This window comes from Flavobacterium lipolyticum (assembly GCF_020905335.1).
GTDB classification, from domain to species: Bacteria; Bacteroidota; Bacteroidia; order Flavobacteriales; family Flavobacteriaceae; genus Flavobacterium; species Flavobacterium lipolyticum.
This window is the reverse complement of the sequence record NZ_JAJJMN010000001.1, coordinates 919,290-940,934: the sequence shown is the minus strand read 5'-3', so window position 1 is coordinate 940,934 and position 21,645 is coordinate 919,290. Positions and strand designations below refer to the sequence as shown.

Below are 21,645 nucleotides of genomic sequence, written 5' to 3'. Positions count from 1 at the left end.
TTTGGATGGCTAAAATATGTAAATTTTATTAATTTTAATTGGTTTAAAAAAGATAATTCTATTAGAAAAGCAGTCAATCCAGACAACTTATAATTAGGTACATTTAGTCGATTGTCCAATAATAATGTGTTTTGTAAAAAGTTTCATAATGACCATTGTAGAAAACTTGATAAGAAGTCCACATATTTACTTTTACGTCTTGTCCCCATGAATTTTTTTCAGTATGAAATTTTACGTTGTCATTTAAATTAGCATAAACACGGCTAGAAATCCCAATGTAATAACTTGCTTTACATTCGTCACTAATTACAACAGATTTATTGACAGGATTTCCTATCCAGATTAAATCTTTTGTATTTGCATCTCCTCCGACACCCACTTTAACACAAAGTATATGTCCATCATCGATTCCAATTCCAAAATCTACTGCTGAATATTTTGCCAGTAAAGTATTAATTCCTGATTCCGTATTAGCTATCATATATCGAATCTTCATTGCAGCTTCTACGGCATTACTTAAGGTATTTTTAGTTGTTCCTTGAAAGAACGCTAGTACGCTGTCGCCATTAAAGCTTCGAACTTCTCCACCTAGAGATTTTGCTATTCTTACTGTTGTATATAAATATGCTTTATGAATTTTAGCAATTGTGGATTTATTATGTTGATTAAGGATTTTTGTTGAATCTCTTAAATCAATGTAGAGGACGGTTGCTTCAAATTTTAATCCTTTATTTAAAAAAGTTAGTTTACTGTCAGTTATCTCAGGTACATATGTAACATCCTCGATTAGAAAATTGGTGTCTAAAATTTCTTTTACTTTATCTGTTATTTCGCTTTTTAATCCCATATTATCTATCTTGGTCTAATAATAATTTAAATATTAAGTAACTAAGTGGACTTAATAATCCCATAAACATGAAAGTTATTGCTATGTTGTAAAGTTTAAACTTTCTAGCGGCAATTTGACTTGTAATAATTACCTGATTAGCTAAATCTCTTTCATGATTTTCATTTGACCTTTCGCAACCATAATTTTTAGCAATTTTCTCTATTAGTTCTGTATCTGATAAGTGAGCAAGTGTTACATAAAATAGTAGGTTATTGCTTTTGTTGAGAGCGATATTATTTGTAGTGTGCTTTATTTTTGCTATTAGTGCGGAGAAACAAATAAAAATTGATATGGAACACATCGCAATGGCATAAATTAAGTAATAGTGCAAAAAACAGCTTAACTCATCAGTAATTAACTTTGATATTCCAACAATAATAGCACCATTGAATGCGATTAAAGCAATATTTTTTGATTCTCCAAATTTGACCATTTCAAATGCGTGAGTATATTGTTTTTCTAAATAATCGATGGTTTTCATTTATAATTTGGTAGTTATGATTATGAGTATTTCTGTATGACAGGATTGTAAAGGACAGTATGCTTTTCTAAACAAAAAATAATTTTAACTTAAAAATGAATCAAAAAATTCATCAGCTCCTGAAGCTTTATACAGAATTGTATCATATAAATCGGAAATAGCTCTTTCATAAGGGAAAATCCATTCTCCTTTACCTCTATCATCAATAAATTCTAATCGGAAATCTGGAATGTAATCATATGCATCTTCATCATGATAATGTCTATATTCAAACTTATATAGTCTTAATTGTTTTTTGTTTACAGATGTAGTATAAGAATTTCCAATCATTCTTTCACTTCCCGTTAACGAAATTGGGTCAAATCGTGAAGTTTCCCAAGTTATTTCATCATCTTTGGTTAGTTTATTTAATTTTAGAATTGTATTTGAAGCTTTAGATGCCATATTTATAATGATTTATCCTTGTTATTTTTAATGTTTTCAACTTGACGTATAATTTCATGAATTTTAAAATATACTACCCAAACATCTTCAGACGTTGTTTTGTGGGTTCGATGAATGTATTTTAAAAGAAATTTTCCCAAACCTGGCTGTCTTATTATTTCATTTTCAAATGTTTTTCCCAAACGGCTATTAATGAACCAAATTAAGCGTTGTGATTTTAAGCTGTCAAAAAAGCCAAGTTTACTTTTTAAATCTTGTAATTCTGATTTACATTTTGATAATTCGAGTTGTATATTTCTAATGTTGGAATTATAGTCGTTAAAGAACGTGTTTATATTAGTTGTGGATTCCGAAAGTTTAGTAATATGCTTTTTAATGGTTTTATCAAAAATGTAACCTATCTTTAATTTTGTTATTTCAGATTTCAGAAGTATAGTTATGCATAATGAAAAAATTGAAATTGTGAAGCCAACAATTTCTAAAACGTTCGCCCAAGTGTCTAATTTCCAATCTTCCAATAAGTCTTTTAATATTCCTTCCAAATTTTTCTATTTTAGATTGTAACTATTATATCGTTCATAGAATTATTTTGAAGTTCACGAACTATACCAATTTGTTAAAAGCAAATATAAAGATATTCATGTTAATAATATAGGAAATTAAAATCTTGATTAAGTTTTGGTATGGGCGATATAAGAATATGACTTTTGGGGACTAATTTATTTTACTTCATTTAGCATTTTTTTTATTTTAACAATTGTATTATTCGATAAATTAGTGATTGATGCCAGTTTTCTAATTGAATAGTTTTTATCTTTTATTAGTTCTAAATGTGATTGATTGCATTTTGATAAAAAATGTTGTGGTGTTTCAGTAGTATTTAACTGTCTGCCTTTGCTGGTTTCTTTTGTTTTAGCAATTAAGACATCTTACTTTTTGTCTTTTCAATAATGATGTTCTTTCTATTTCTGCAACATTACTTAATATATTAGTAATCATTTTGTATATTAGATTTTGTTGTCCTAAAAATTGTTTGGAATCTAACAAAAAAACAAAAAAAAGAGAAAATCTCATAATGTGGAGACTTTCTCTTTTTTAGAAAATAAATTTTGAATGATAAACTAATGATGGTTTATTTTTCCTGCTCCAGATTATCAGCAGCAGAAATCTGATCCAAAATGTTAGTTTGATTAGGTGAAATATAGTTTTTAATCTCAGGATGAGTTTCTTTTTTAAAAAGAAGGTCCAGTGCATTGTACAGTCTTAATAAAACCTCTCTGTCTTCTTTTTCAATCTCTAAAGCCGTGTTGAAATTAAAAACGTAGTTATTCGAATTGCGTACTTCTACTTTTATCGTTTTTGACGTGATTTTAAATTTAACTATATCCATGTTTTTATAAATGATTTAGCTTATAAAATACTATTCTGACCTGTCCGCATACTTTTCTTATAAAAAAAGAAGAAGTATAAAGTCTGAAGTCCGCTGTCGTATTGTTTACATTGTTCGAATTCCAGTTGCTTTTTTTAATTTCCTCATTCTAAATCAGCTGGTTAGAGAGGGTGTAAATTTAAATAAAAACCCCTAATCAATTGATGATTAGGGGTTTGTTTTTTGTAGCGAGGACGGGAGTTGAACCCGTGACCTCAGGGTTATGAAATCAACCCCCATGCTTTCAAAAAATGTAGTCCCTAGTATTTACAATGCTTTTCACGTGGTGAAAAGACAATTTTTGTTATTAATTTTTCTTTTTGTTGTCTGTTTTGATTGCCGGCAATACTTATGCGTCAATCCCTGTTATTTCAATGCTTCGCGCCATATTGAATACCTTTTTTTCTATGCCAAATATCCAGTTTGCATTTACATTGAATTGGTGACAAATTTGTTCAATATGAGAAACTGTGAAATGAGCTGTTCCCTTTTTTATTTTTGTCACGGTCTGAGGTAGCATTTCGATTTCTCTACAAAAATCTATTTCGCGATTAATTTTATTCTGTTCAATCAGAACTTCAATTAAGCGCAGTATTCTGCGATCTATTATGTTTGTCACATTTTCATTCATTAATTTAAGGATTGTAAACAAAATCTAAGATTGTAGGCTTCAATATGCCATTTGCGTCAGCACCAGCAATAGTGCTTGTAGAATTGACTAGTTTTCCATCTACATAAAGATTAAAAGATTCTATTTTATCTGCTTTACTAAGATAAGACCAGGCCGATATTGTAATACATTTACATGATGTATTGCTGATTTCATTCCCAGTAGTAAAGTAAGTGTAAGCGCCTTCAAACGGTAAATTTACATTGGTCCATTCTTTAACATTTGAGGAGTTTACTGAAATTGAAGTTTTTGGGCTTGTGCCTGAACTACTTTTGATAACGATTTTTACATCAAATTTTTCAGGTAAACTTTTTTTAGATTCGTTATTATCGGATGAGCACCCTAAAATTGCAATTAGAATAAATAGTAGAGTAAATTTTTTCATAAGTAATCGTTTTATAAATTTTCGTGTAATTTGTTTTGATCTCGCTTGGATAGTATAATAAATTGCTCATTCATGATTGAATCCTTAGAATACAGTTCGTTTTCCTTCAATATGTAAATAACATTATTTGTGATTTTAGCACCATATTTATTTTCAGAATCAAAGTAAATGTGAACTTGCCATTTCTCAGAAGTTGAATCATTAATCTGTATCATTCCGTAAACATCATCTAAATCTTTATTGTAGTACTTGGTATTTTTTGAAATTTTAAAAGCATCTGTCAATAATGAATCGTATTTAATTGTGGAAGGACTTGGACTATTTGCTTTAACATCAAGCTTGCAAAATTCAAGAGCTAACTTTTCTTTTGTTTTAGGTGTTTTTTCTTTTCGGTTATTCTTATTGCATGAAATAAGAGTAACAACAGTTATTAAATAGATAATTTTTTTCATGTAAAAATAATTTGATCTAACTTATTAAAAACCACTTTTTATTTATTACGGAAATCCGTAACTACCTTCTATTTCTTTTTCTCTGAATATCCACAATATTAAATATTTTGGAAACATTTCTTAGATCAATATCGAAATCTTCATAATAATCATTTAAGGAATGACATGTAATAATGCCATTTTCTACATCATGTTTGATAATTCGTTTAACACAAATCCCACTGTTTTTGTCAATTATAACAAAATCCCATTTATCAATGTGTAGTTTACTTTTCCAGAAGTCTCTTCTCACATTTCTGCACAATAGTATATCTCGCTCTAAGTAACTTTCGTGAGTACCATCATCCATACTATCGCCTTTTACTTCAAAACACATGTATTCTCCTTTGTGCTCTTTTTCAACGATAAACGGAATTTTAGGTAATTCTTCAATAAATTCTGGATCATTAAAACCATTCATATAGCCTGCGTATGCGTATTGATTAACTAATGGTACATGCATAACATTAGTTGAAAATAATAGGTTGTTTGCATTACTTGTTATGTTTTGTTGGGTAATGCTGTTTTTGTTGTTAGGGTAATTGGTTAAAAATTCTTCCAACATCTTTAATGTTGACTTTCTAGGGTTTTGTGAACTACCATTTAGAATTTTATTGATACCAACCTCGGTTAACAGCGTGCTTTTAGCTATTTCGTACGCTGTTATGTTATGTTTTTTAATTGTTTCAACTATCTCTTTTAAATCCATTTTATTTAGAACCGTTATAAATTAATAACTTGTTATGTAAAAAATACATAATATGTTTTGTAGATACATAATAAGTTATGTATTTTTGCTCTGTACAAATGACCCGTGCAAATGTACTAAAAAAAGTTCTTTGAAATATTGGAGTTTAAATAATAAATATCTGACGAATAACGGTAGGGCAATGTAGAAACGATTTACGCGTAAATCGCATATAGGTGGAACTCCTTTCATACATCTTAAAATATGGGCGGTACAAGGATATGTAAGTTTAAACGAATCGCCACGAGGGGCGAAAATACCTGTCACATGCCCTTCACAAAGAATGGTTCCGGATCGTTACCGGGAAGGGCTCTAATTCTATTCTAAATCTTATTCTAATGAGAAAATCAATATTTAAAAAAGCGTGGGAATTATTTAGAAAGTTCCAAATGACTTTTTCCCAGGCTCTAATTGAAGCGTGGAAACTTGCAAAAAGAGAACTGCTGATAAAAGCATACAATAAAATTCCTTCGACAAGAAGCTTTCAAAAGAAAAAACTTGAAGCAAAGAAATGCTGGCAATCTATAGAAACTATCGCATATAAGCTGAGAGGACACTTAGTCGCAAATAATTCTGGTGCTGCCGCATATTACGGATTAGGCAGATATAATGGAGATTAATTAAATACAAAACTAAAATGCGCAAGATATGGCAACAACTACAACAAAAAGTAAAAAGAAAAAGCTTAAGGGTGAAATCTATACTATCATCCGAAACGATATTCCACTACGTAAAAAAATAGCAGATGCGCTCATCATTGAAGTAAATTCTGTGTATGAAGCAGCAAAAAGAAAATCGGCAAGATTCAGTCTTCCTAATGTTTTGGAAATTATCGCGAAGCATACTGGGATACCGAAAGAAGAATTAACTGATGACTAGTTTAATTACTATTGAAGATGTCATTTGGTTTTTTGTAATTCTAATTATCCTTTTGGGATTAATTAATGCAATCAATTTCATCATCAAAAAAATCAATTTCTGATGAATAAGCGAGAACAAGTTCAATTTTGGAAAAAACAAATTGATTCATCAAAGACGATGCAAGCTTTGGCTATGCAGAACTACAATTTAGCTACACAAATCGAAAGTGAGGCGACTTCTGCTCTAAAAATGTTGGGAGCATCTTTAGGGCAGACCCGGAAGGGTGAACACACACTATCAGATGATAAAAAACTGTCACTGATTGGAAGTTTGACAAAATAAAAAAAGCCACTCTGACAAGTGGCTCCAAATTAAAAATTAATAATCGGACCTCGAATCCTAAAATCAAATTAATTATGAGTGCAAATTTAGTACAAAGGTTTTGTAATACCACATTATCAAATAACAAAACTAAAGAACTTTTAGGCAAGTGTCTAAAAAAAGCATTTGATGAAAGCATAGATGATGCTTTAGAATCTGAAAATCTTCTTGGCTTGGCTTGGAAATTTCAAGTGCCGCAGTTTGATGAAATGTTTACAGATCATCAAAATCATTCTTATCCACCTTTTACTTGCTAGGATATGGAACTAAAGAAAAATCAAACCTTCAAAACGCCTGCCGGGTTGTATTTGAGGGTAAAGACAATTCGGGAATCTGGCTTTCATACTCTGTCGCTGATTGATAACTGCGGAAAAGCCATGTCTGAGCAACGAAACACAAGGGGACACATAATTCAGCGTACGGAACGAATGTGTTCTGAGGAAACTATAAGATCATTTAAAAAAATAACTATCAAAGCAAAATCAAATGAAAACAATTGAGATAAAGGGTTTAGTAATTAACAATTTTAAAGGCATTAAAAATTTAAGTGTAAATTTTAAAAAGAACACTGATGTTTTCGGTGCAAATGGAACCGGAAAATCAACAATTTATGATGCATTCTTATGGTTACTATTCAATAAGAATGCGGAAGAGAAGAAGGATTTCAGTATTAAAAATACTATTGACACCACACTGAATAGACAGGATCATGAAGTTGAAGGTTTATTTGTAATTAACGGAGATCCTGTTGCATTAAAGAAGGTTTACAAAGAAAAGTGGCAGAAGAAAAAAGGATCTGAAGTTGCAGAGTACACAGGAAACGAAACTGTTTATTTCTGGAATGAAGTTCCGATGCAACAGAAAGAGTTTCAAGGAAAAGTTAGTAATATAATGGATGAAGTCATTTTTAAGTTAATTACAAATCCTTTTGCTCTTAATTTAATGAAATGGCAGGACCGCAGAGGAATTATTACGCAGATGGCCGGTGAATTTACTGATGAACAAATTGCAGCCGGTAATCCTGAGTACGAAAAGCTACTTGCGAACCTTACACAGGATAAGACAATGTCTGAATATCTAAAACAGATCAAAGCGTCTGTTGACAAACAAAAAAAGGAACTTAAAGAAATTCCAACACGAATTGATGAAATTTCTAAAACAAAACCTCAGGGATTCGATTTTCAAAATCTTAAAAACTTGCTTACTGCAAAACAAAATCTGCTTAATAATAAAGAAGAGTTGATTTCAAATAAATCGGAGGCCTTAAATGCAGTTTTAGAAAGTAATGAAACTGCTAAACGCACTGCATCAAATCTTAAATCAGAAATTTCACAAATTGAAACTGAGACAAGATCTAAAGCAAATAACTCGAATAAAGTTGACACTTCTGTTTTGACTGGGTTGGAATCTTCATTGACTGCTAAGAAAGGCGAGTTATCTACAGCTAATAGTGCTTTGGTTACTGTAAATGGTTTAATTACTTCTAAAAAATCTGACATTGAGGCTTTAGAAATTAAAATGAAGGCCAAACGTGCAGACTGGACAACTGAAAATGCAAAAGAACTAACTTTTGAAGAAGACTCTTTCTGCTGTCCTACCTGTCAGCGTGCTTTTGAAGAATCGGATATTGAATCAAAAAAATCTGAAATGATAACGAAGTTTCAGAATGATAAAGCAATAAATCTTGCTGAAATAAATCGTCAAGGAGGATTGCTGAAAACCGAAAAAGAGAATCTTGAATCAGAGTTAGAAACGTTAAAGACTAGATCTTCAAATGGTGAAATTTTAATCACAAATTTAAAAAGTGAAGTTGAAACAATTGAAACAAATTTAGCTGCTGAAAAGGCAAAAACGAATGATGTTGTTCCGGTTGATATTGAAGAGGTGTACAATAATTTACTTCTTGAAAACACAGTGTATACTGATAAGAGAACAGAACTTCAGAATGTTGAAGCAAAAATTCAAGAAGAGCCAAAAGTTGATGATGCTCAATTGAAAGAAGAAAAACGAGTTCTTTTAGAAGAAATGGAGGAAATCAAAGTCAACCTGAGAAATGAAGAGCAGATTAAAGCTGTTGATGACAGAATTAATCAGTTAAAAGAAAAGGAAACCGAACTGGCACAGGAAATTGCTAATGTTGAGAAAACTCAATTCTTAATTGAGCAATTTGAAAAAGATAAAATGTCAGCGATCGAAGCAAATGTCAATTCTAAATTCAGAATCGTAAAATTCAAAATGTTTGAAGATCAGGTAAACGGCGGCGAGAGTCCAGCTTGTGAAATTTTGGTCAATGGAGTTCCTTTTTCAGATACAAATACCGCATCAAGAATTAACGCCGGTATTGATATTATTTCTACTCTCTCAAAATTCTACCAAGTATCAGCTCCTATTTTCATTGATGGAGCTGAATCAATCCATGACATTTTAAGTACGGATAGCCAGCTTATAAGATTGGTTGTAAGTAAATCTGATAAATCATTGCGTGTTGCGTAATGAACGGCTACAAGATTAAAAGAGACTCCGATGGAATACCTACTGAAAATTGTAAAGAAAACATCGGAGTTAAAATTGGAAGCTTTGATTGTACGGCCACTTGTCCGCATAATCAAAACACCAAAAAAGAAATCCAAACGGAAGCTTTCGAATTGCGATTTGTAAAGTGTTCCAAAATTCAACCTAATCTACTTTTATTCGAAATATAATGAATTACACCCTTCAACAACAGAGGACAGATTTGGCAGAAGCTTGCATGATGCTTGAAGCTAAAATAGAGGAGATGAAAATTCAAAAAAACATCCTTACGAATGCTTTTAATTCTATAGACCAGAATCAAGAAAATATATTAGAAAGCGGAAGCATACTTGCACAAGAAGCAAGGTCGATAATGAGAAAAATAACAACTAATTTTTAAAATAATGAGTACAGAAAATACCCAAGTAGCAGAAGTTAAGGATAGAGATAAAGGAGCCATTACCTATCAAGTAGCAGGACAAGATGTGAAATTATCGTATCAAATTGTACGAGACTTTTTGACAAAAGGAAATGGCCAAGTAGCAGATCAAGATTTGACTCAGTTTATTTCTATATGTAAGTACAATCAATTGAATCCTTTTTTAAATGAGGCATATCTAGTAAAATTTGGTACAGCACCAGCGCAAATGATAGTTTCAAAAGAAGCGTTTATGAAAAGAGCAGATGCTAATGAAAATTATGAAGGTATGAAAGCTGGAATCATTGTTCAAAGAGATAATCAGATTTTAGAATTGGAAGGAATGTTTTATTTAGAGTCTGATAAATTACTTGGTGGATGGGCCGAAGTTTACAGAAAGGATAGAAGATTTCCTATTATATCTAAAGTAACTCTTCAGGAATATGATAAAAAACAGTCGACTTGGAATGAAAAACCTTCAACTATGATTGCTAAAATTGCAAAAGTTCAGGCGTTGAGAGAAGCTTTTCCAGCTCAATTAGGGGCTATGTACACCCAGGAAGAGAGTGGTACTACCATTGATATTGATCATGAAGAAGTTCGTGATAAAGAAATTAAGAGTCAGGCCAATAAACAAAAATTAGATTTTGAAAATATTCCTGAAGCTGAATTAGTTTCTGGCGAAGAGCACCAAGATTCTATTAAGGATAAACCTAGCTTCTAATGAAACTAAAAGTAATTTCTACTGGAAGTAATGGTAACGCTTACATTCTCGAAAACGAGAATGAAGCGTTGCTTATCGAGTGTGGTGTTAATTTTAAGGATATTAAAAATGCACTCAATTTTAATTTTAGTAAGGTTGTTGGATGTATTGTAACACATGAACATGGTGATCATTACAAATCAATTCAAAGTGTGTTGGATTGTGGTATTGACGTCTACTCCACACAAGGCACGTTTAATTCGACAATTTTCCCTTCGTTTGGACACCGGAAAAATGTAATTGAAAAGCTAAGGGTATTTAGAATTGGAGGTTATAAAATTATGGCATTTGCTGTTCAGCATGATGTAGCCGATCCAGTTGGTTTTTTAATTGATCATCCGGAATCCGGAAAAGTACTTTTCTTAACTGATACTAATTACTGTAAGTATACATTTCCCGGGTTAAACAATATTATAATTGAAGCTAATTTTTCCAAAGAAATTATTGATCGAAAGTTTGGGGCAGGTAGCGCAAAAGAATTTTTACGAGATCGAGTTTTGAGATCACACTTTTCATTAGAAAACTGCAAAGACATGTTGGCGGCAAATGACCTATCGGCAGTTAACAATATTGTTCTAATCCACTTATCCGATAGTAATTCAAATGAAAAACAATTCGTAAAAGAGGTTTATGAACTGACTGGAAAAAATGTCACAGCTGCTGTAAAAGGCTTGGAAATAGAATTTAATAAAACACCATTTTAAAAACATTATTATGCTTTACAACCCAGAAAAACCGATCGATGTGAAAAGAGCTGTTGAGAAGTTCAACTTTTTTGTGAAGCATAATAAAGTTTTTGAATTATCGGCCAAGAAAGTTCCCAAGACATATCCGCAGCTTAAATATGTGCATTTAATAATGTCATGGTTTGCGTGGGAATACGGAGAATCTGTCGAGTACATAAAACTTGAGTTCTTCAAAAAACTTGTCAATCCTACCATTTTTAAATATGAGTTTGTAAATCGTAAAAGTGGAGAAATAAGAGATGAGTACAAAAGTTTAGCTGACCTTACTAAAGATGAATTGTCAATCGCAATTGATCGATTTAGAGATTATTCGAGCAAAGAAGCGGGAATCTATCTTCCTGAACCCTCTGATTTAGCTTTTATGAGAGAATTGGAAATTCAAGTTAAAAATGTAGAGCATTTATTATGAATCAACAGGAAATAAATTTTGATGAGCTTTTTCATTTTGAAAACAAAATCAGTAACCAGGAACATTTTGAACGAAACAAAGAGCGCTTCTCCAATCAATGCAGAATTGTATATGAGGCACTTTTAAGAGGCGAAAGGTTGACAACTGCAGGTGCATTGTTAAAATACCAAATAGGTGATTTACGCCGGAGAATAAAAGATCTGAAAGATATCTGGAATGTTCCTATTCATTGGGAGTACAAACAGGGAAAATTCAAGGAATTCTTTTTAAAAACTAACGAATAAAACATATTAAAATCATGGGAACAAAAACTATCACATTAGATTCAGAAAAATTTGTAAACGCTTTAGAGAAGCTAAATGATAAAGAAGTCGAAATAAAAGGAGCTTCAATCAAAGATGCATTATGTACATATTCTTATGCACTTTTAAAAGGTCCAACTAAAGGAGATACTTTAAGTAGAAACGGAGCACATATTGTTCATGATGACTTACTGATGAAGTTTGACCAATTAGATGTATTCTTTGCTCATTTAGATGATGCTTATACAGGAAATAAGAATACTACACCTTTAGCTGAATTGGAAGCTGAAATTGAAACCGAAAAGTATCATGTAACTGGTTTTAATATTTCCGGAGTTGAAGAAAATAAATCAGTTATTCTTTCGGGTTGGAAAGACGTTGATAATGGAATTATAAAATTTTCAGCTCCAAAAATTAAGTATTCTAGTGCTTATTTGTACATAAGTGAACTTAAAGAGAGAATTGAAAATGCTGTTGATGAGGTTGAGCAATATATGAACGGTAAGACAGCACCGCAAGAAGATCCAAACCAACAAGTAATGACTTTCGCACAGGAAGATGATGCTTTTGAAAATGGAAAGGTTGTATAATGGCTTTTCAATTACGACCATACCAAAGTGAATCAATTAATACCAGTGTTAGTTTTCTAAAAGGAACTGAGAAAGGAAATGGTTTGGTTATTCTTCCAACTGGATCTGGAAAGTCAGTTGTAATTGCAAAGATATTGGAACCACTGGAGGGCAAAACAATTGTTCTCCAGCCTTCCAAAGAAATTTTGGAACAAAACTATGCTAAGTTTTTGAATTATGGTAAGGCTTCAATTTATAGTGCTTCTGCAGGTGAGAAAAGAATTGATAGAGTTACTTTTTGTACAATTGGTAGTATAATTAATAAAAAGCATTTATTCAAAGGATTAAAAAATATTCTTATTGATGAATGTCACAATGTTAATTCTGATGCAGGAATGTACAATGAGTTTATTCGCGCTTTTCCGGAGGCTAACGTTTTGGGATTAACCGCGACACCTTATCGACTTGAACAATCACCAACTGGTCCGCAGCTTACTTTCTTAACCAGAAGTACACCAGCCATTTTCGAGAAAGTACTTTATTATGTGCAAAATGATGTTCTATTTAATGCCGGTTTTCTGGCTCAGTTAGAATATTACAATTTTGATGTTATTGACCGAAGTAAGTTAGCGTTAAACAGTTCGGGAACCGATTTTACTCAAACTTCTTTAAGAAGATATTACAATTCAATAGATATGCCATCAAGGATAGTAAGAACAGCTTCAACTATCCTTAAAAAAAGAAATAATCTTTTAGTCTTTTGTTCACTTTTAGAAGAGGCCAGAGCTGTTCAAAAAGGAATACCAGGATCTGAGGTTTTAACAGGAAATACCAAAACCGAAGAGCGTGAGAGAATTCTAAGTCAGTTTAAAAACGGAAAAATAAAATGTCTCATTAATGTTGGCGTCTTGACAACTGGGTTTGATTACCCAGGACTTGAAGCGGTATTGATGGCCAGATCTACAATGTCACTTTCACTTTACTATCAAATTGTTGGCCGGGTAATGCGAATTTTTACCTATCCAGATGGCACAAAAAAAATCGGGTGGTTCGTTGATATGGGGGGTAATATAAATTTCTTTGGAAAAATTGAAACAATGCAGATAAAGGTTGATTCTGAAGGTCGATTTGCTATTTGGAACAATGGCAGACAATTAACTAATGTACCATTTGTAAAATAAAAAACATGGCTGATGATAAACTAGATTATTTCAAACTTATGCGGGATTTTTGGGATTATGCATTCAGAAATCCTGAAAATATAAAACCAAACCATTGTGCAGTTTATGCGTACGCAGTTGAGACATGTAATCGGTTAGGATGGAAAGAGAAGTTTGGTTTTCCAACTTCGATGGTGTTAGAAGCTGTTGGTATTAAAAGTTACTCAGTGTATAAAAAAACCTTTGATGATCTTGTCTCATTTGGGTTCTTTGAAGTAGTTGAATATAGCAAAAATCAATATTCTGCCAATATAATTGCTTTGAAAGAAAATTGCAAAGCACCTACTAAAGCACATGTAAAAGCACCTGATAAGCATGTTGCAAAGCACATATCAACGCACCTTACAACGCATAGTGAGTATAATAAAACTATAAAACAAGAAAACAGTAAAGACCTTTTAAAACCTTTAAAACAAAAAACAAAAAATGAAATGTTTGGAGATGAGCTTTTAGAAAGTCCTTCTTGGTTGGAAACAATTGCAATGCAAAATCGAATAGCAGTTGAAGATGTTGGAGCATGGATGTCAAAATTTAATCAAAAATTAGTTGTTGAGTGTGATGTTAAAACAAACAAACAAGATTATGCTGGACATTTTTCACGGTGGCTCCCGGGTGAAATCTCCAAATCAAAAAAATCAGGAGTAAATAATCACTCTGATGATTTAATTCATACAAACTAAAATTCATAGAAATGGAAAAAGTTACTAACGATAGCATCGGTATTAGAAAGTACAATTTTCTAAAACAAAAGCAAGTTGATTTTGATAATTTCAATTTTATAAATCCAGATAAAGAGCCGCGTAAGCTATCAGAAAACGAGTTAAAACAAATTGAAACTTTTGAGAGTAAAAATGTTAAACGGAGTGCTCAGCATTTTCAGAATGCACTGGAATATTGGGAAGAAGTTCACTCAGATTCAAAGAAAATTGTTGAACTCAAAGAGGGAATGCTGCCAGACAAGAGAAACATTTACAAGAATTTTTTAATCGCATACAAACACTTAAACAATTGCGATTTTGTGCTTACTGAGGAATCTTTAAAAAATATTGAGCCTATAATCAAATACTTTTCTTGTGACCCAACATTCTTCCAGTGTGAAAATTCGATTCAGATTGTTGGCAATAAAACTTTAATTCCATCTTTCAATAAGGGCCTGCTTCTTATTGGAAATGTTGGAAACGGTAAAACATCAGTTATGAAAGCAATTCAGTACATGGTTGATTTTTATTTTAAAAGGGCAATTTCTGAAAAATGGGATACTTCTGGCGACTGGAACAGATTACGATTCAAATTTAAAACAACTGAATCTTTGGTAACTGAGTACGAATTTTTGAAATCCGGCCAAGAGAAGGAAATGTTCTTTTCCAAATATTCAAAGGGAAATTTATTTCTTGATGATATGAAAAGAGAGAAAGATGCTTCAAATTTTGGGATTACCAATGTTGTAAAATCCATTTTAGAGAAGCGATATAATCATCAAAAGAATTATTCTGATGTAAGCCTGAATAATGTGAAAACTTTTGGTACTATGAATTTTCATGATGCATATCCGGATGATATCAAGTATGCAATTCAGGAATGTGGAGTAAGATATGGTGCCCATGTTTACGATAGAATGTTTGAAATGTTCAACATTATTGAGTTTAAGGGAAAATCATTTCGAAAATGAACCATGTTACTTCGAAACTCGTCAAAGCAAATCTAACTTTAGAACAATGTAAAATGGTAAAAAATGAAATCATAGAGAAATTGATTGAAATAAAAAACAATCTTGGAAAATTAGGACTTGAATATCTGGAAACGCAAATGCCAGTGGCATTATCTGATGTTGGTTTGACTTTAAGGCCATTCACAGGAATTGATACAGCAATTAATTCAGCTCTTAAAAAACTAAGCGAAGAAAATACAGGATCTATACCCAAAGCAAATAATTTAAACCGTGAGTAGATCAAAAGAAAAATACCTCATCGGAATTGATCCGGATGTCGACAAGTCTGGAGTAGCTTTTTTAAACGCAAACCAGCTGCAGCTTGATAATCTAACATTCTTCGAATTGTTTGATTATTTTAAAGAAAAGAAAAGCCAGTTTCCAGAATTGGAAGTATATGTTGAATGTGGGTTTTTAAACAAATCGAATTGGCATAAAAGACACGACCGGTCCGCGGCTTTTAATTCTAAAATCGGGGAACATACTGGAGCAAATTTCGAGACTGCAAAAAAGATAGTCGAAATGTGTGAGTATTTAAAAATAACACATTATAAAGTTAAGCCGACTCAGCACAAAATTTCAAACAATTACTTCAAAGAAATTACTGGATTTACAGGTCGGACCAATCAGGAACAGCGCGACGCTTTCATGCTAATTTATGGAAGATAATTTACAGGCTCTCATTTGAGAGCTTTTTTATTGCTAACTAATTAAAATAACCCTTGAAAATAATCTACATGAGTTTAGAGAAATTAAACATAGAAAAAATCGAAACCGAAAAAATAGTTAAAAGTGTTTGGATCGCAAAAACAACAATATACACTCCAACTAAAACGGATATAGAAATGAAAGGTGAAAGTGAGATCAACGCTTATGAAAAGCTAATCTCCTTTTTAAAATGCGATCAAAAGCCCAAAGAGGTTAAGGAGTTGCCAAACGGAAATAAGATCTATTACTTCAAAAAAACACCAAACCATGATAAAGCCGTATGATGAATTTCTGCAATCAAAAATTAGAATAGCTCAAAAAGAAGGATTTGAATTAGATCTTTCCGATATCAATCCGAAGCTTAAAAATCATAACAAACTTATGGTGAAATGGCTCGTTGAAGGGGGGCGCCGCGCGTGTTTTGCTTCGTTTGGCCTTCATAAAACAGTAACTCAATTGGAAGCAATCAGGTGCACGTTACTTAAAACTGGAGGTCGTGGATTGATCATTGCTCCCTTGGGTGTTCGGGCTGAGTTTTCAAAAGATGCTGTTAATATTCTTGGATGGGATGCCGGGCCAAAATTCATCCGGAGAATCGAAGACGCTTCCGAAACTGGAATTTATATTACCAATTATGAAACTGTTCGGGATGGAAAATTAGACCCTAGATTGTTTCAAGTTGCCAGCTTAGATGAGGCTTCAATTTTGCGCGGTTTGGGTGGCTCTAAAACATTTCGAGAATTTATGAGATTATTTACTGGTGATGCGGGACCTAATGGAGATCGCCGGGGAACTGAATGTGTTCCTTATCGGTTTGTTGCTACCGCTACCCCTTCACCAAACGATTACATTGAATTACTAGCATACGCTGACTTTTTGGGAGTTATGGATGTTAGCCAGGCTAAAACAAGGTTTTTCAAAAGAGATAGTACAAAAGCTGATAAATTGACACTTCATTCACATAAAGAAGAAGAGTTTTGGTTGTGGGTTTCTTCCTGGGCTTTATTTGTTTCTAAACCTTCAGATATCACCGGTAACCAGAATGATGATGCAGGATATATTTTGCCTCCCTTAGATATTAGATGGCACGAAATTGCTTCAGATCATGCCGATGCTGGAAATGACAAACGTGGCCAGTTTCAAATGTACAATGAAGTAGCTATTGGCTTGGAAGGTTCTGCAAAAGAAAAAAGAAAAAGTCTTAAGGATCGAGTAAGCAAAATGCTTGAATTGCGAAGTGAAGACATTTCAGCTCATCGAATTTTATGGCATGATTTGGAAGACGAAAGGAAACTAATTGAAAAGTCAATTCCCAGTTGTAAATCTGTTTTTGGAAGTCAAAAACTAGAATTAAGAGAAGAGATTGTTTTGAACTTTTCGAATGGTGAGTTACAAGAATTAGCCGGAAAACCTTCAATGTTAGGGTCCGGAACGAATCTTCAGAAACATTGCTCATGGGCAATATACTTGGGCATAGGCTTCAAATTCAATGATTTTATACAGTCGATACACAGGCTTTTAAGATTTGGGCAAACCGGAACAGTCCGAATTGATTTAATCTATACTGAAGCCGAAAGAGAGATCAGGAAACAACTTGAACGAAAATGGAAACAACACAACTTAATGGTAATTAAAATGACGAACATTATCAAAGAATATGGATTATCTCAATCTGCAATGGCTCAACATTTATCCAGAAAGATAGGAGTTGAAAGAATTGAGATCAAAGGTAAAAATTACACAGCTGTACAAAATGACAACATAAAGGAACTACCACTTATTGAATCCGATTCAGTTGGTTTGATACTTACATCAATACCTTTTGCAAATCAATATGAGTATTCGCCAAACTATGCAGATTATGGTCATTCATCAAATACTGAGGAATTTTTTAATCAAATGGATTATTCAACGCCTGAAGCTTTTAGAGTACTACAGCCGGGTAGAATTGCAGCAATTCATGTTAAGGATAGAATTATACCTGGTGGATTGTCTGGGTTGGGGTTTCAAACTGTTTATCCTTTCCATATTGACACTGTAAATCATTATCGTAAACATGGTTTTGAATACATGGGAATGAAAACAATTGTAACAGATGTTGTTCGCGAAAATAATCAAACCTATCGCTTGGGATGGACTGAACAATGTAAAGATGGTTCAAAGATGGGGGTCGGGATGCCGGAATATCTTCTCTATTTCCGCAAGCCGCCAAGTGATAGCACAAATGCATATGCAGATATTCCGGTGGTAAAAGAAAAGCGAGAGTTTGATAAAAATAGTAGTGAATTCAATAACAATGGATATTCAAGAGCCCGCTGGCAAATGGATGCTCACGGTTACACTCGTAGTTCCGGAGAGAGACTTTTAATTCCTGATGAGGTTGCTAAACTTGAAGCGGATCAAATATTTAAACTTTTTAGAAGCTACAGTATAAATGAAGTTTGGGATTTTGAACAGGTAGTTAAGATTGCAGAAAATCTTGAGATTCAAGGGAAGTTACCTTCAGGATTTATGTTACTACAGCCGCAGAGTTGGTCGCCAGAAGTATGGACTGATATTACAAGAATGAGGACTTTGAATGGTTCTCAGTGGAGTTTGGGTAAAGAAATGCATATCTGTCCGATGCAGTTTGATATTGCTGATCGAGTTATTGAACAAATGAGTAATCCGGGAGATCTTGTTTTGGATTATTTCGGTGGACTAATGACGGTACCACTTCGAGCTATAAAAAAGAACCGTCGCGGATATGGAATTGAACTTAATCCAACTTACTTTTTGGATGGTGCCAATTACCTAAAATCAGAGGAACTAAAACAGAATGTCCCAACCTTATTTGATTTAGAATATGACAACATCAGCGCTTAAAAACAGAAAGCCTTTACAAAAAAGGCGTCATAAACAACGAACAAATGATCTATTAAAAAATCATTTTACTTTTCGTGAGCGAGCAGTTTTAAATATGCAGATTTCAATATTTATAACATATGTTAAAACTATTCACGATGTAAATGATTTCATTCTCTTTTGGTTCGATTTATTTTGTGGTGCTGGTGGTACCTCAACAGGAATTCATCATTCTGGAACTAAATCAATTGTTGCCTCATGTGTAAATCATGATTTTTTTGCACTTGCAGCACACGCCAGAAACCACCCTCATACTTTACATTTTAGAGAAGATATTCGAGATTTTAAAGTAGTTATAAAATTGAGATATTTTGCAGAGAAACTTCAAAGAGCATTTCCAAATTCAAAATTAAAACTGTGGGCAAGTTTAGAATGTACAAATTACAGTAAAGCTAAGGGAGGTCAAGCAAGAGACGCTGATAGTAGAAGTTTAGCTGATCACATGCCAATGTATTTGGAACATTTGAACCTAGTTTCGTTTTGGATTGAGAATGTTCGAGAGTTTATGTCTTGGGGGCCACTTGATGAGAATGGAAAACCGGAATCGAGAACTGCTGGAAAAGACTATATACGATGGATAAAAAAAATTGAATCATTCGGTTTCAAAAATGACCACAAAGTCCTTAACGCTGCAAATTATGGTTCATATCAGTCCCGGGAACGTCTATTTGTTCAATTTGTGTCAAAAGGATATCCTGTGGCATGGCCAGAACAAACTCATACAAAGGATCAAATAGAAAGTACACTTTTTCCAATGGATAAATGGAAGGCTGTAAAAGAAGTGCTTAATTTAGAAGATGAGGGCAAAAGTATTTTTGATAGGAAAAAACCGCTCGCCAATAATACATTGGACGTTATTGCAAAGGGTATCGCAAAAGCTATTAAAGAGAATGAATCTACTTTCATTTTTAAATATTATGGTACTGGAGATAATTATAGTTCGATAAATAAGACATCTGGAACTGTAACATGTAATGATAGATTTGCTATTATTCAGCTGATCTTTAATCAGTATAAGACTGGGCACCTCTCATCAATTGATAAACCGTCCGGAGCTGTAACCTGCAACCCAAAACAAAATATTCTGACGTTTATTTTAAATCCTTCTCACGGTGGTCATACCACATCCATTGATAAATCTTCCCCAACTATAATAGCAAGACAAGACAAAGCTCCATTGTATATCCTAAAGGCAATAATGGGAGAATATGGAATTGTAGATATTAAAATGAGAATGATGCAGATACCGGAATTATTGCAGATTCAAGGGTTTCCAAAACATTACAAATTATATGGTAACCAAAAGCATCAGAAAAAGCAAATTGGAAATGCTGTCGACGTTTGGCAAGCAAAAGCTATTTCAAAATGTACTTATGATACGTTAGAACAATATCTATTAGAAACTGCAGCTTAACGTACCGGTAGAACTTAACTCATGTTATCAAAAATTTAAACACACAAAACAATATTTAACTAAAATTAAAAACTTATGACTCTAACATTAAACAGTAAAAATTTACTAGAAAAACTATTGGTATTGGTGGGCGTAATCAATTCATCAAATACTCTTCCAATTCTGGACTGCTTTTTATTTGATATTGATGGAAATCAATTGAAGATTACCGCTTCAGATCTCGAAACAACAATTAGTTCTACAATGGAAATTACCTCAACTGATCGAGGTGCTATTGCGGTACCGGCCAGAATGCTGATTGACATTTTAAAATCATTTCCGGATCAGCCATTAGCGCTATCTGTTTTGGTGAACAGCACAATCGACATTACCTCAGTATCCGGAATTTATTCAATTGCTTATTCTCCGGCAAAAGAATTTCCAAAACCGGTTTTAATTGAAAATGCTCAGTCTGTAAAACTAAACTCAAAAGTTATTGCAAAGGCTGTAAGTAAAACAGTTTTTGCAACCGGTACCGACGATTTACGGCCGATTATGATGGGGGTTTTATTTCAGTTTACTGCTTCCGGATTAAACTTTGTTGCGACAGATGCGCATAAGATGGTAAGGTATACGCGAAGGGATGTTGTAATGCCAGAGCCGATTGATTTTATTGTGCCAAAGAAACCTTTGAACGTTTTAAAAGGAATCCTTTCTTCACTGGATATCGACGTTGACATTTCATTTAATCAGACAAATGCAATTTTCAGTTTTGAAGCTTATGTAGTTATTTGTCGACTTGTGGATGGAAAATACCCAAATTACGCAGCGGTAATCCCAGTAGATAATCCAAATAAGGCACTAATAAACAGATCAACACTTTCAAGTTCTGTAAAATGTGTTGCCATTTTTTCCAACAAAACAACCAAACAGCTTGTTTTAGGATTTAACGGAAATGAGATCCATTTGTCTGCAGAGGATATAGATTACTCAAACAAAGCAAATGAACGTTTAACCTGCAGCTACAAAGGCGATGACACTCGAATAGGTTTTAATTCAAAATACCTGTTAGAAATGATCAGTAATTTATCATGTGAGGAAATAAATTTTGAGTTTTCGCATCCAAATCGAGCAGCTATAATTACGCCGGTCGATGGTGAATCTGAAGAAGAGAGTACTCTGATGCTCATCATGCCAACACTTATTTCGTAAACA

Annotated in this window: 29 protein-coding genes; 20 read left to right on the top strand and 9 right to left on the bottom strand. The window is 33.0% G+C overall.

Translation table 11 applies throughout. The features are described 5' to 3' along the window. Positions 1 to 103 precede the first annotated feature (103 nt). The 9 genes from LNQ34_RS04255 to LNQ34_RS04215 all read right to left on the bottom strand — a co-directional run bounded on the left by LNQ34_RS04255 (position 104) and on the right by LNQ34_RS04215 (position 5,498). Positions 104 to 847: an adenylate/guanylate cyclase domain-containing protein gene (locus LNQ34_RS04255; RefSeq protein ID WP_229998774.1), complete on the bottom strand. Its 744-nt coding sequence runs from the start codon at positions 845 to 847 to the stop codon at positions 104 to 106. 1 nt (position 848) lies between these two features. Continuing rightward, entirely contained in the window at positions 849 to 1,370 is a 522-nt protein-coding gene (locus LNQ34_RS04250) for a Pycsar system effector family protein (protein WP_229998773.1), read from the bottom strand. A gap of 84 nt (positions 1,371 to 1,454) precedes the next feature. After that, on the bottom strand, positions 1,455 to 1,814 hold the full coding sequence (locus LNQ34_RS04245; protein WP_229998772.1) for a hypothetical protein: 360 nt from the start codon (positions 1,812 to 1,814) through the stop codon (positions 1,455 to 1,457). A 2-nt stretch (positions 1,815 to 1,816) separates the two neighbouring features. Beyond that, positions 1,817 to 2,356, bottom strand: a complete 540-nt coding sequence (locus LNQ34_RS04240) for a hypothetical protein (protein WP_229998771.1) — start codon at positions 2,354 to 2,356, stop codon at positions 1,817 to 1,819. Between the two features lie 590 nt (positions 2,357 to 2,946). After that, positions 2,947 to 3,204, bottom strand: a complete 258-nt coding sequence (locus LNQ34_RS04235; protein ID WP_017498092.1) for a hypothetical protein — start codon at positions 3,202 to 3,204, stop codon at positions 2,947 to 2,949. 388 nt (positions 3,205 to 3,592) lie between these two features. Continuing rightward, complete coding sequence (locus LNQ34_RS04230; RefSeq protein ID WP_229998770.1) at positions 3,593 to 3,874, bottom strand: helix-turn-helix domain-containing protein; 282 nt, start codon at positions 3,872 to 3,874, stop codon at positions 3,593 to 3,595. 4 nt (positions 3,875 to 3,878) lie between these two features. Further along, positions 3,879 to 4,298 carry a hypothetical protein gene (locus LNQ34_RS04225; RefSeq protein ID WP_229998769.1) on the bottom strand — a complete coding sequence of 140 codons (420 nt, stop codon included), beginning with the start codon at positions 4,296 to 4,298 and terminating at the stop codon, positions 3,879 to 3,881. A gap of 11 nt (positions 4,299 to 4,309) precedes the next feature. Continuing rightward, complete coding sequence (locus tag LNQ34_RS04220) at positions 4,310 to 4,750, bottom strand: hypothetical protein (protein ID WP_229998768.1); 441 nt, start codon at positions 4,748 to 4,750, stop codon at positions 4,310 to 4,312. Between the two features lie 61 nt (positions 4,751 to 4,811). Continuing rightward, a complete protein-coding gene (locus LNQ34_RS04215) occupies positions 4,812 to 5,498 on the bottom strand; it encodes a LexA family transcriptional regulator (protein WP_229998767.1) in 687 nt (228 codons plus the stop codon). A 377-nt stretch (positions 5,499 to 5,875) separates the two neighbouring features. Between LNQ34_RS04215 and LNQ34_RS04210 the strand changes: the two genes are divergently transcribed. The 20 genes from LNQ34_RS04210 (at position 5,876) to dnaN (ending at position 21,642) form a co-directional block, all read left to right on the top strand. After that, a complete protein-coding gene (locus tag LNQ34_RS04210) occupies positions 5,876 to 6,157 on the top strand; it encodes a hypothetical protein (RefSeq protein ID WP_229998766.1) in 282 nt (93 codons plus the stop codon). Between the two features lie 28 nt (positions 6,158 to 6,185). Beyond that, positions 6,186 to 6,416 (top strand): hypothetical protein, encoded by a 231-nt coding sequence (locus tag LNQ34_RS04205; protein WP_229998765.1) that lies wholly within the window; start codon positions 6,186 to 6,188, stop codon positions 6,414 to 6,416. A 102-nt stretch (positions 6,417 to 6,518) separates the two neighbouring features. After that, the gene (locus LNQ34_RS04200) at positions 6,519 to 6,740 is read left to right on the top strand and encodes a hypothetical protein (RefSeq protein ID WP_229998764.1); all 222 of its coding nucleotides are present in this window, start codon (positions 6,519 to 6,521) and stop codon (positions 6,738 to 6,740) included. A 74-nt stretch (positions 6,741 to 6,814) separates the two neighbouring features. After that, entirely contained in the window at positions 6,815 to 7,036 is a 222-nt protein-coding gene (locus LNQ34_RS04195) for a hypothetical protein (protein ID WP_229998763.1), read from the top strand. Between the two features lie 229 nt (positions 7,037 to 7,265). Further along, entirely contained in the window at positions 7,266 to 9,272 is a 2,007-nt protein-coding gene (locus LNQ34_RS04190) for an ATP-binding protein (protein WP_229998762.1), read from the top strand. A 208-nt stretch (positions 9,273 to 9,480) separates the two neighbouring features. Beyond that, entirely contained in the window at positions 9,481 to 9,690 is a 210-nt protein-coding gene (locus tag LNQ34_RS04185) for a hypothetical protein (RefSeq protein WP_229998761.1), read from the top strand. A 4-nt stretch (positions 9,691 to 9,694) separates the two neighbouring features. After that, positions 9,695 to 10,432 carry a phage recombination protein Bet gene (bet, locus tag LNQ34_RS04180; RefSeq protein ID WP_229998760.1) on the top strand — a complete coding sequence of 246 codons (738 nt, stop codon included), beginning with the start codon at positions 9,695 to 9,697 and terminating at the stop codon, positions 10,430 to 10,432. Next, entirely contained in the window at positions 10,432 to 11,175 is a 744-nt protein-coding gene (locus tag LNQ34_RS04175; protein ID WP_229998759.1) for an MBL fold metallo-hydrolase, read from the top strand. The genes bet and LNQ34_RS04175 overlap by 1 nt, the downstream gene beginning before the upstream one ends. Before the next feature lie 10 nt (positions 11,176 to 11,185). Beyond that, positions 11,186 to 11,626: a hypothetical protein gene (locus LNQ34_RS04170; RefSeq protein ID WP_229998758.1), complete on the top strand. Its 441-nt coding sequence runs from the start codon at positions 11,186 to 11,188 to the stop codon at positions 11,624 to 11,626. Then, positions 11,623 to 11,910, top strand: a complete 288-nt coding sequence (locus tag LNQ34_RS04165; protein ID WP_229998757.1) for a helix-turn-helix domain-containing protein — start codon at positions 11,623 to 11,625, stop codon at positions 11,908 to 11,910. Before LNQ34_RS04170 ends, LNQ34_RS04165 begins: the two co-directional genes overlap by 4 nt. A gap of 14 nt (positions 11,911 to 11,924) precedes the next feature. After that, entirely contained in the window at positions 11,925 to 12,518 is a 594-nt protein-coding gene (locus LNQ34_RS04160) for a hypothetical protein (RefSeq protein WP_229998756.1), read from the top strand. Beyond that, on the top strand, positions 12,518 to 13,678 hold the full coding sequence (locus LNQ34_RS04155) for a DEAD/DEAH box helicase (RefSeq protein ID WP_229998755.1): 1,161 nt from the start codon (positions 12,518 to 12,520) through the stop codon (positions 13,676 to 13,678). The genes LNQ34_RS04160 and LNQ34_RS04155 overlap by 1 nt, the downstream gene beginning before the upstream one ends. A gap of 5 nt (positions 13,679 to 13,683) precedes the next feature. Next, positions 13,684 to 14,397, top strand: a complete 714-nt coding sequence (locus LNQ34_RS04150) for a DUF7833 domain-containing protein (RefSeq protein ID WP_229998754.1) — start codon at positions 13,684 to 13,686, stop codon at positions 14,395 to 14,397. Between the two features lie 11 nt (positions 14,398 to 14,408). Then, a complete protein-coding gene (locus tag LNQ34_RS04145) occupies positions 14,409 to 15,386 on the top strand; it encodes a P-loop NTPase family protein (protein WP_229998753.1) in 978 nt (325 codons plus the stop codon). Between the two features lie 53 nt (positions 15,387 to 15,439). Then, positions 15,440 to 15,664 (top strand): hypothetical protein, encoded by a 225-nt coding sequence (locus tag LNQ34_RS04140; protein WP_229998752.1) that lies wholly within the window; start codon positions 15,440 to 15,442, stop codon positions 15,662 to 15,664. Continuing rightward, entirely contained in the window at positions 15,657 to 16,094 is a 438-nt protein-coding gene (locus tag LNQ34_RS04135; RefSeq protein WP_229998751.1) for a hypothetical protein, read from the top strand. The genes LNQ34_RS04140 and LNQ34_RS04135 overlap by 8 nt, the downstream gene beginning before the upstream one ends. Before the next feature lie 68 nt (positions 16,095 to 16,162). Beyond that, a complete protein-coding gene (locus tag LNQ34_RS04130; RefSeq protein WP_229998750.1) occupies positions 16,163 to 16,417 on the top strand; it encodes a hypothetical protein in 255 nt (84 codons plus the stop codon). Continuing rightward, on the top strand, positions 16,401 to 18,998 hold the full coding sequence (locus LNQ34_RS04125; RefSeq protein ID WP_229998749.1) for a DNA methyltransferase: 2,598 nt from the start codon (positions 16,401 to 16,403) through the stop codon (positions 18,996 to 18,998). Before LNQ34_RS04130 ends, LNQ34_RS04125 begins: the two co-directional genes overlap by 17 nt. After that, positions 18,979 to 20,451, top strand: coding sequence for a DNA cytosine methyltransferase (locus tag LNQ34_RS04120; protein WP_229998748.1), 1,473 nt, complete (start codon positions 18,979 to 18,981; stop codon positions 20,449 to 20,451). Before LNQ34_RS04125 ends, LNQ34_RS04120 begins: the two co-directional genes overlap by 20 nt. Before the next feature lie 75 nt (positions 20,452 to 20,526). Then, positions 20,527 to 21,642 carry a DNA polymerase III subunit beta gene (gene dnaN, locus LNQ34_RS04115; RefSeq protein ID WP_229998747.1) on the top strand — a complete coding sequence of 372 codons (1,116 nt, stop codon included), beginning with the start codon at positions 20,527 to 20,529 and terminating at the stop codon, positions 21,640 to 21,642. The last annotated feature ends 3 nt before the right edge of the window (positions 21,643 to 21,645 follow it).

Coding starts and splice junctions, on each gene's coding strand:
- LNQ34_RS04255 (WP_229998774.1), bottom strand. CDS start 847: ATGGGATTAAAAAGCGAAATAACAGATAAAGTAAAAGAAATTTTAGAC.
- LNQ34_RS04250 (WP_229998773.1), bottom strand. CDS start 1,370: ATGAAAACCATCGATTATTTAGAAAAACAATATACTCACGCATTTGAA.
- LNQ34_RS04245 (WP_229998772.1), bottom strand. CDS start 1,814: ATGGCATCTAAAGCTTCAAATACAATTCTAAAATTAAATAAACTAACC.
- LNQ34_RS04235 (WP_017498092.1), bottom strand. CDS start 3,204: ATGGATATAGTTAAATTTAAAATCACGTCAAAAACGATAAAAGTAGAA.
- LNQ34_RS04230 (WP_229998770.1), bottom strand. CDS start 3,874: ATGAATGAAAATGTGACAAACATAATAGATCGCAGAATACTGCGCTTA.
- LNQ34_RS04225 (WP_229998769.1), bottom strand. CDS start 4,298: ATGAAAAAATTTACTCTACTATTTATTCTAATTGCAATTTTAGGGTGC.
- LNQ34_RS04220 (WP_229998768.1), bottom strand. CDS start 4,750: ATGAAAAAAATTATCTATTTAATAACTGTTGTTACTCTTATTTCATGC.
- LNQ34_RS04215 (WP_229998767.1), bottom strand. CDS start 5,498: ATGGATTTAAAAGAGATAGTTGAAACAATTAAAAAACATAACATAACA.
- LNQ34_RS04210 (WP_229998766.1), top strand. CDS start 5,876: ATGAGAAAATCAATATTTAAAAAAGCGTGGGAATTATTTAGAAAGTTC.
- LNQ34_RS04205 (WP_229998765.1), top strand. CDS start 6,186: ATGGCAACAACTACAACAAAAAGTAAAAAGAAAAAGCTTAAGGGTGAA.
- LNQ34_RS04200 (WP_229998764.1), top strand. CDS start 6,519: ATGAATAAGCGAGAACAAGTTCAATTTTGGAAAAAACAAATTGATTCA.
- LNQ34_RS04195 (WP_229998763.1), top strand. CDS start 6,815: ATGAGTGCAAATTTAGTACAAAGGTTTTGTAATACCACATTATCAAAT.
- LNQ34_RS04190 (WP_229998762.1), top strand. CDS start 7,266: ATGAAAACAATTGAGATAAAGGGTTTAGTAATTAACAATTTTAAAGGC.
- LNQ34_RS04185 (WP_229998761.1), top strand. CDS start 9,481: ATGAATTACACCCTTCAACAACAGAGGACAGATTTGGCAGAAGCTTGC.
- bet (WP_229998760.1), top strand. CDS start 9,695: ATGAGTACAGAAAATACCCAAGTAGCAGAAGTTAAGGATAGAGATAAA.
- LNQ34_RS04175 (WP_229998759.1), top strand. CDS start 10,432: ATGAAACTAAAAGTAATTTCTACTGGAAGTAATGGTAACGCTTACATT.
- LNQ34_RS04170 (WP_229998758.1), top strand. CDS start 11,186: ATGCTTTACAACCCAGAAAAACCGATCGATGTGAAAAGAGCTGTTGAG.
- LNQ34_RS04165 (WP_229998757.1), top strand. CDS start 11,623: ATGAATCAACAGGAAATAAATTTTGATGAGCTTTTTCATTTTGAAAAC.
- LNQ34_RS04160 (WP_229998756.1), top strand. CDS start 11,925: ATGGGAACAAAAACTATCACATTAGATTCAGAAAAATTTGTAAACGCT.
- LNQ34_RS04155 (WP_229998755.1), top strand. CDS start 12,518: ATGGCTTTTCAATTACGACCATACCAAAGTGAATCAATTAATACCAGT.
- LNQ34_RS04150 (WP_229998754.1), top strand. CDS start 13,684: ATGGCTGATGATAAACTAGATTATTTCAAACTTATGCGGGATTTTTGG.
- LNQ34_RS04145 (WP_229998753.1), top strand. CDS start 14,409: ATGGAAAAAGTTACTAACGATAGCATCGGTATTAGAAAGTACAATTTT.
- LNQ34_RS04140 (WP_229998752.1), top strand. CDS start 15,440: ATGGTAAAAAATGAAATCATAGAGAAATTGATTGAAATAAAAAACAAT.
- LNQ34_RS04130 (WP_229998750.1), top strand. CDS start 16,163: ATGAGTTTAGAGAAATTAAACATAGAAAAAATCGAAACCGAAAAAATA.
- LNQ34_RS04125 (WP_229998749.1), top strand. CDS start 16,401: ATGATAAAGCCGTATGATGAATTTCTGCAATCAAAAATTAGAATAGCT.
- LNQ34_RS04120 (WP_229998748.1), top strand. CDS start 18,979: ATGACAACATCAGCGCTTAAAAACAGAAAGCCTTTACAAAAAAGGCGT.
- dnaN (WP_229998747.1), top strand. CDS start 20,527: ATGACTCTAACATTAAACAGTAAAAATTTACTAGAAAAACTATTGGTA.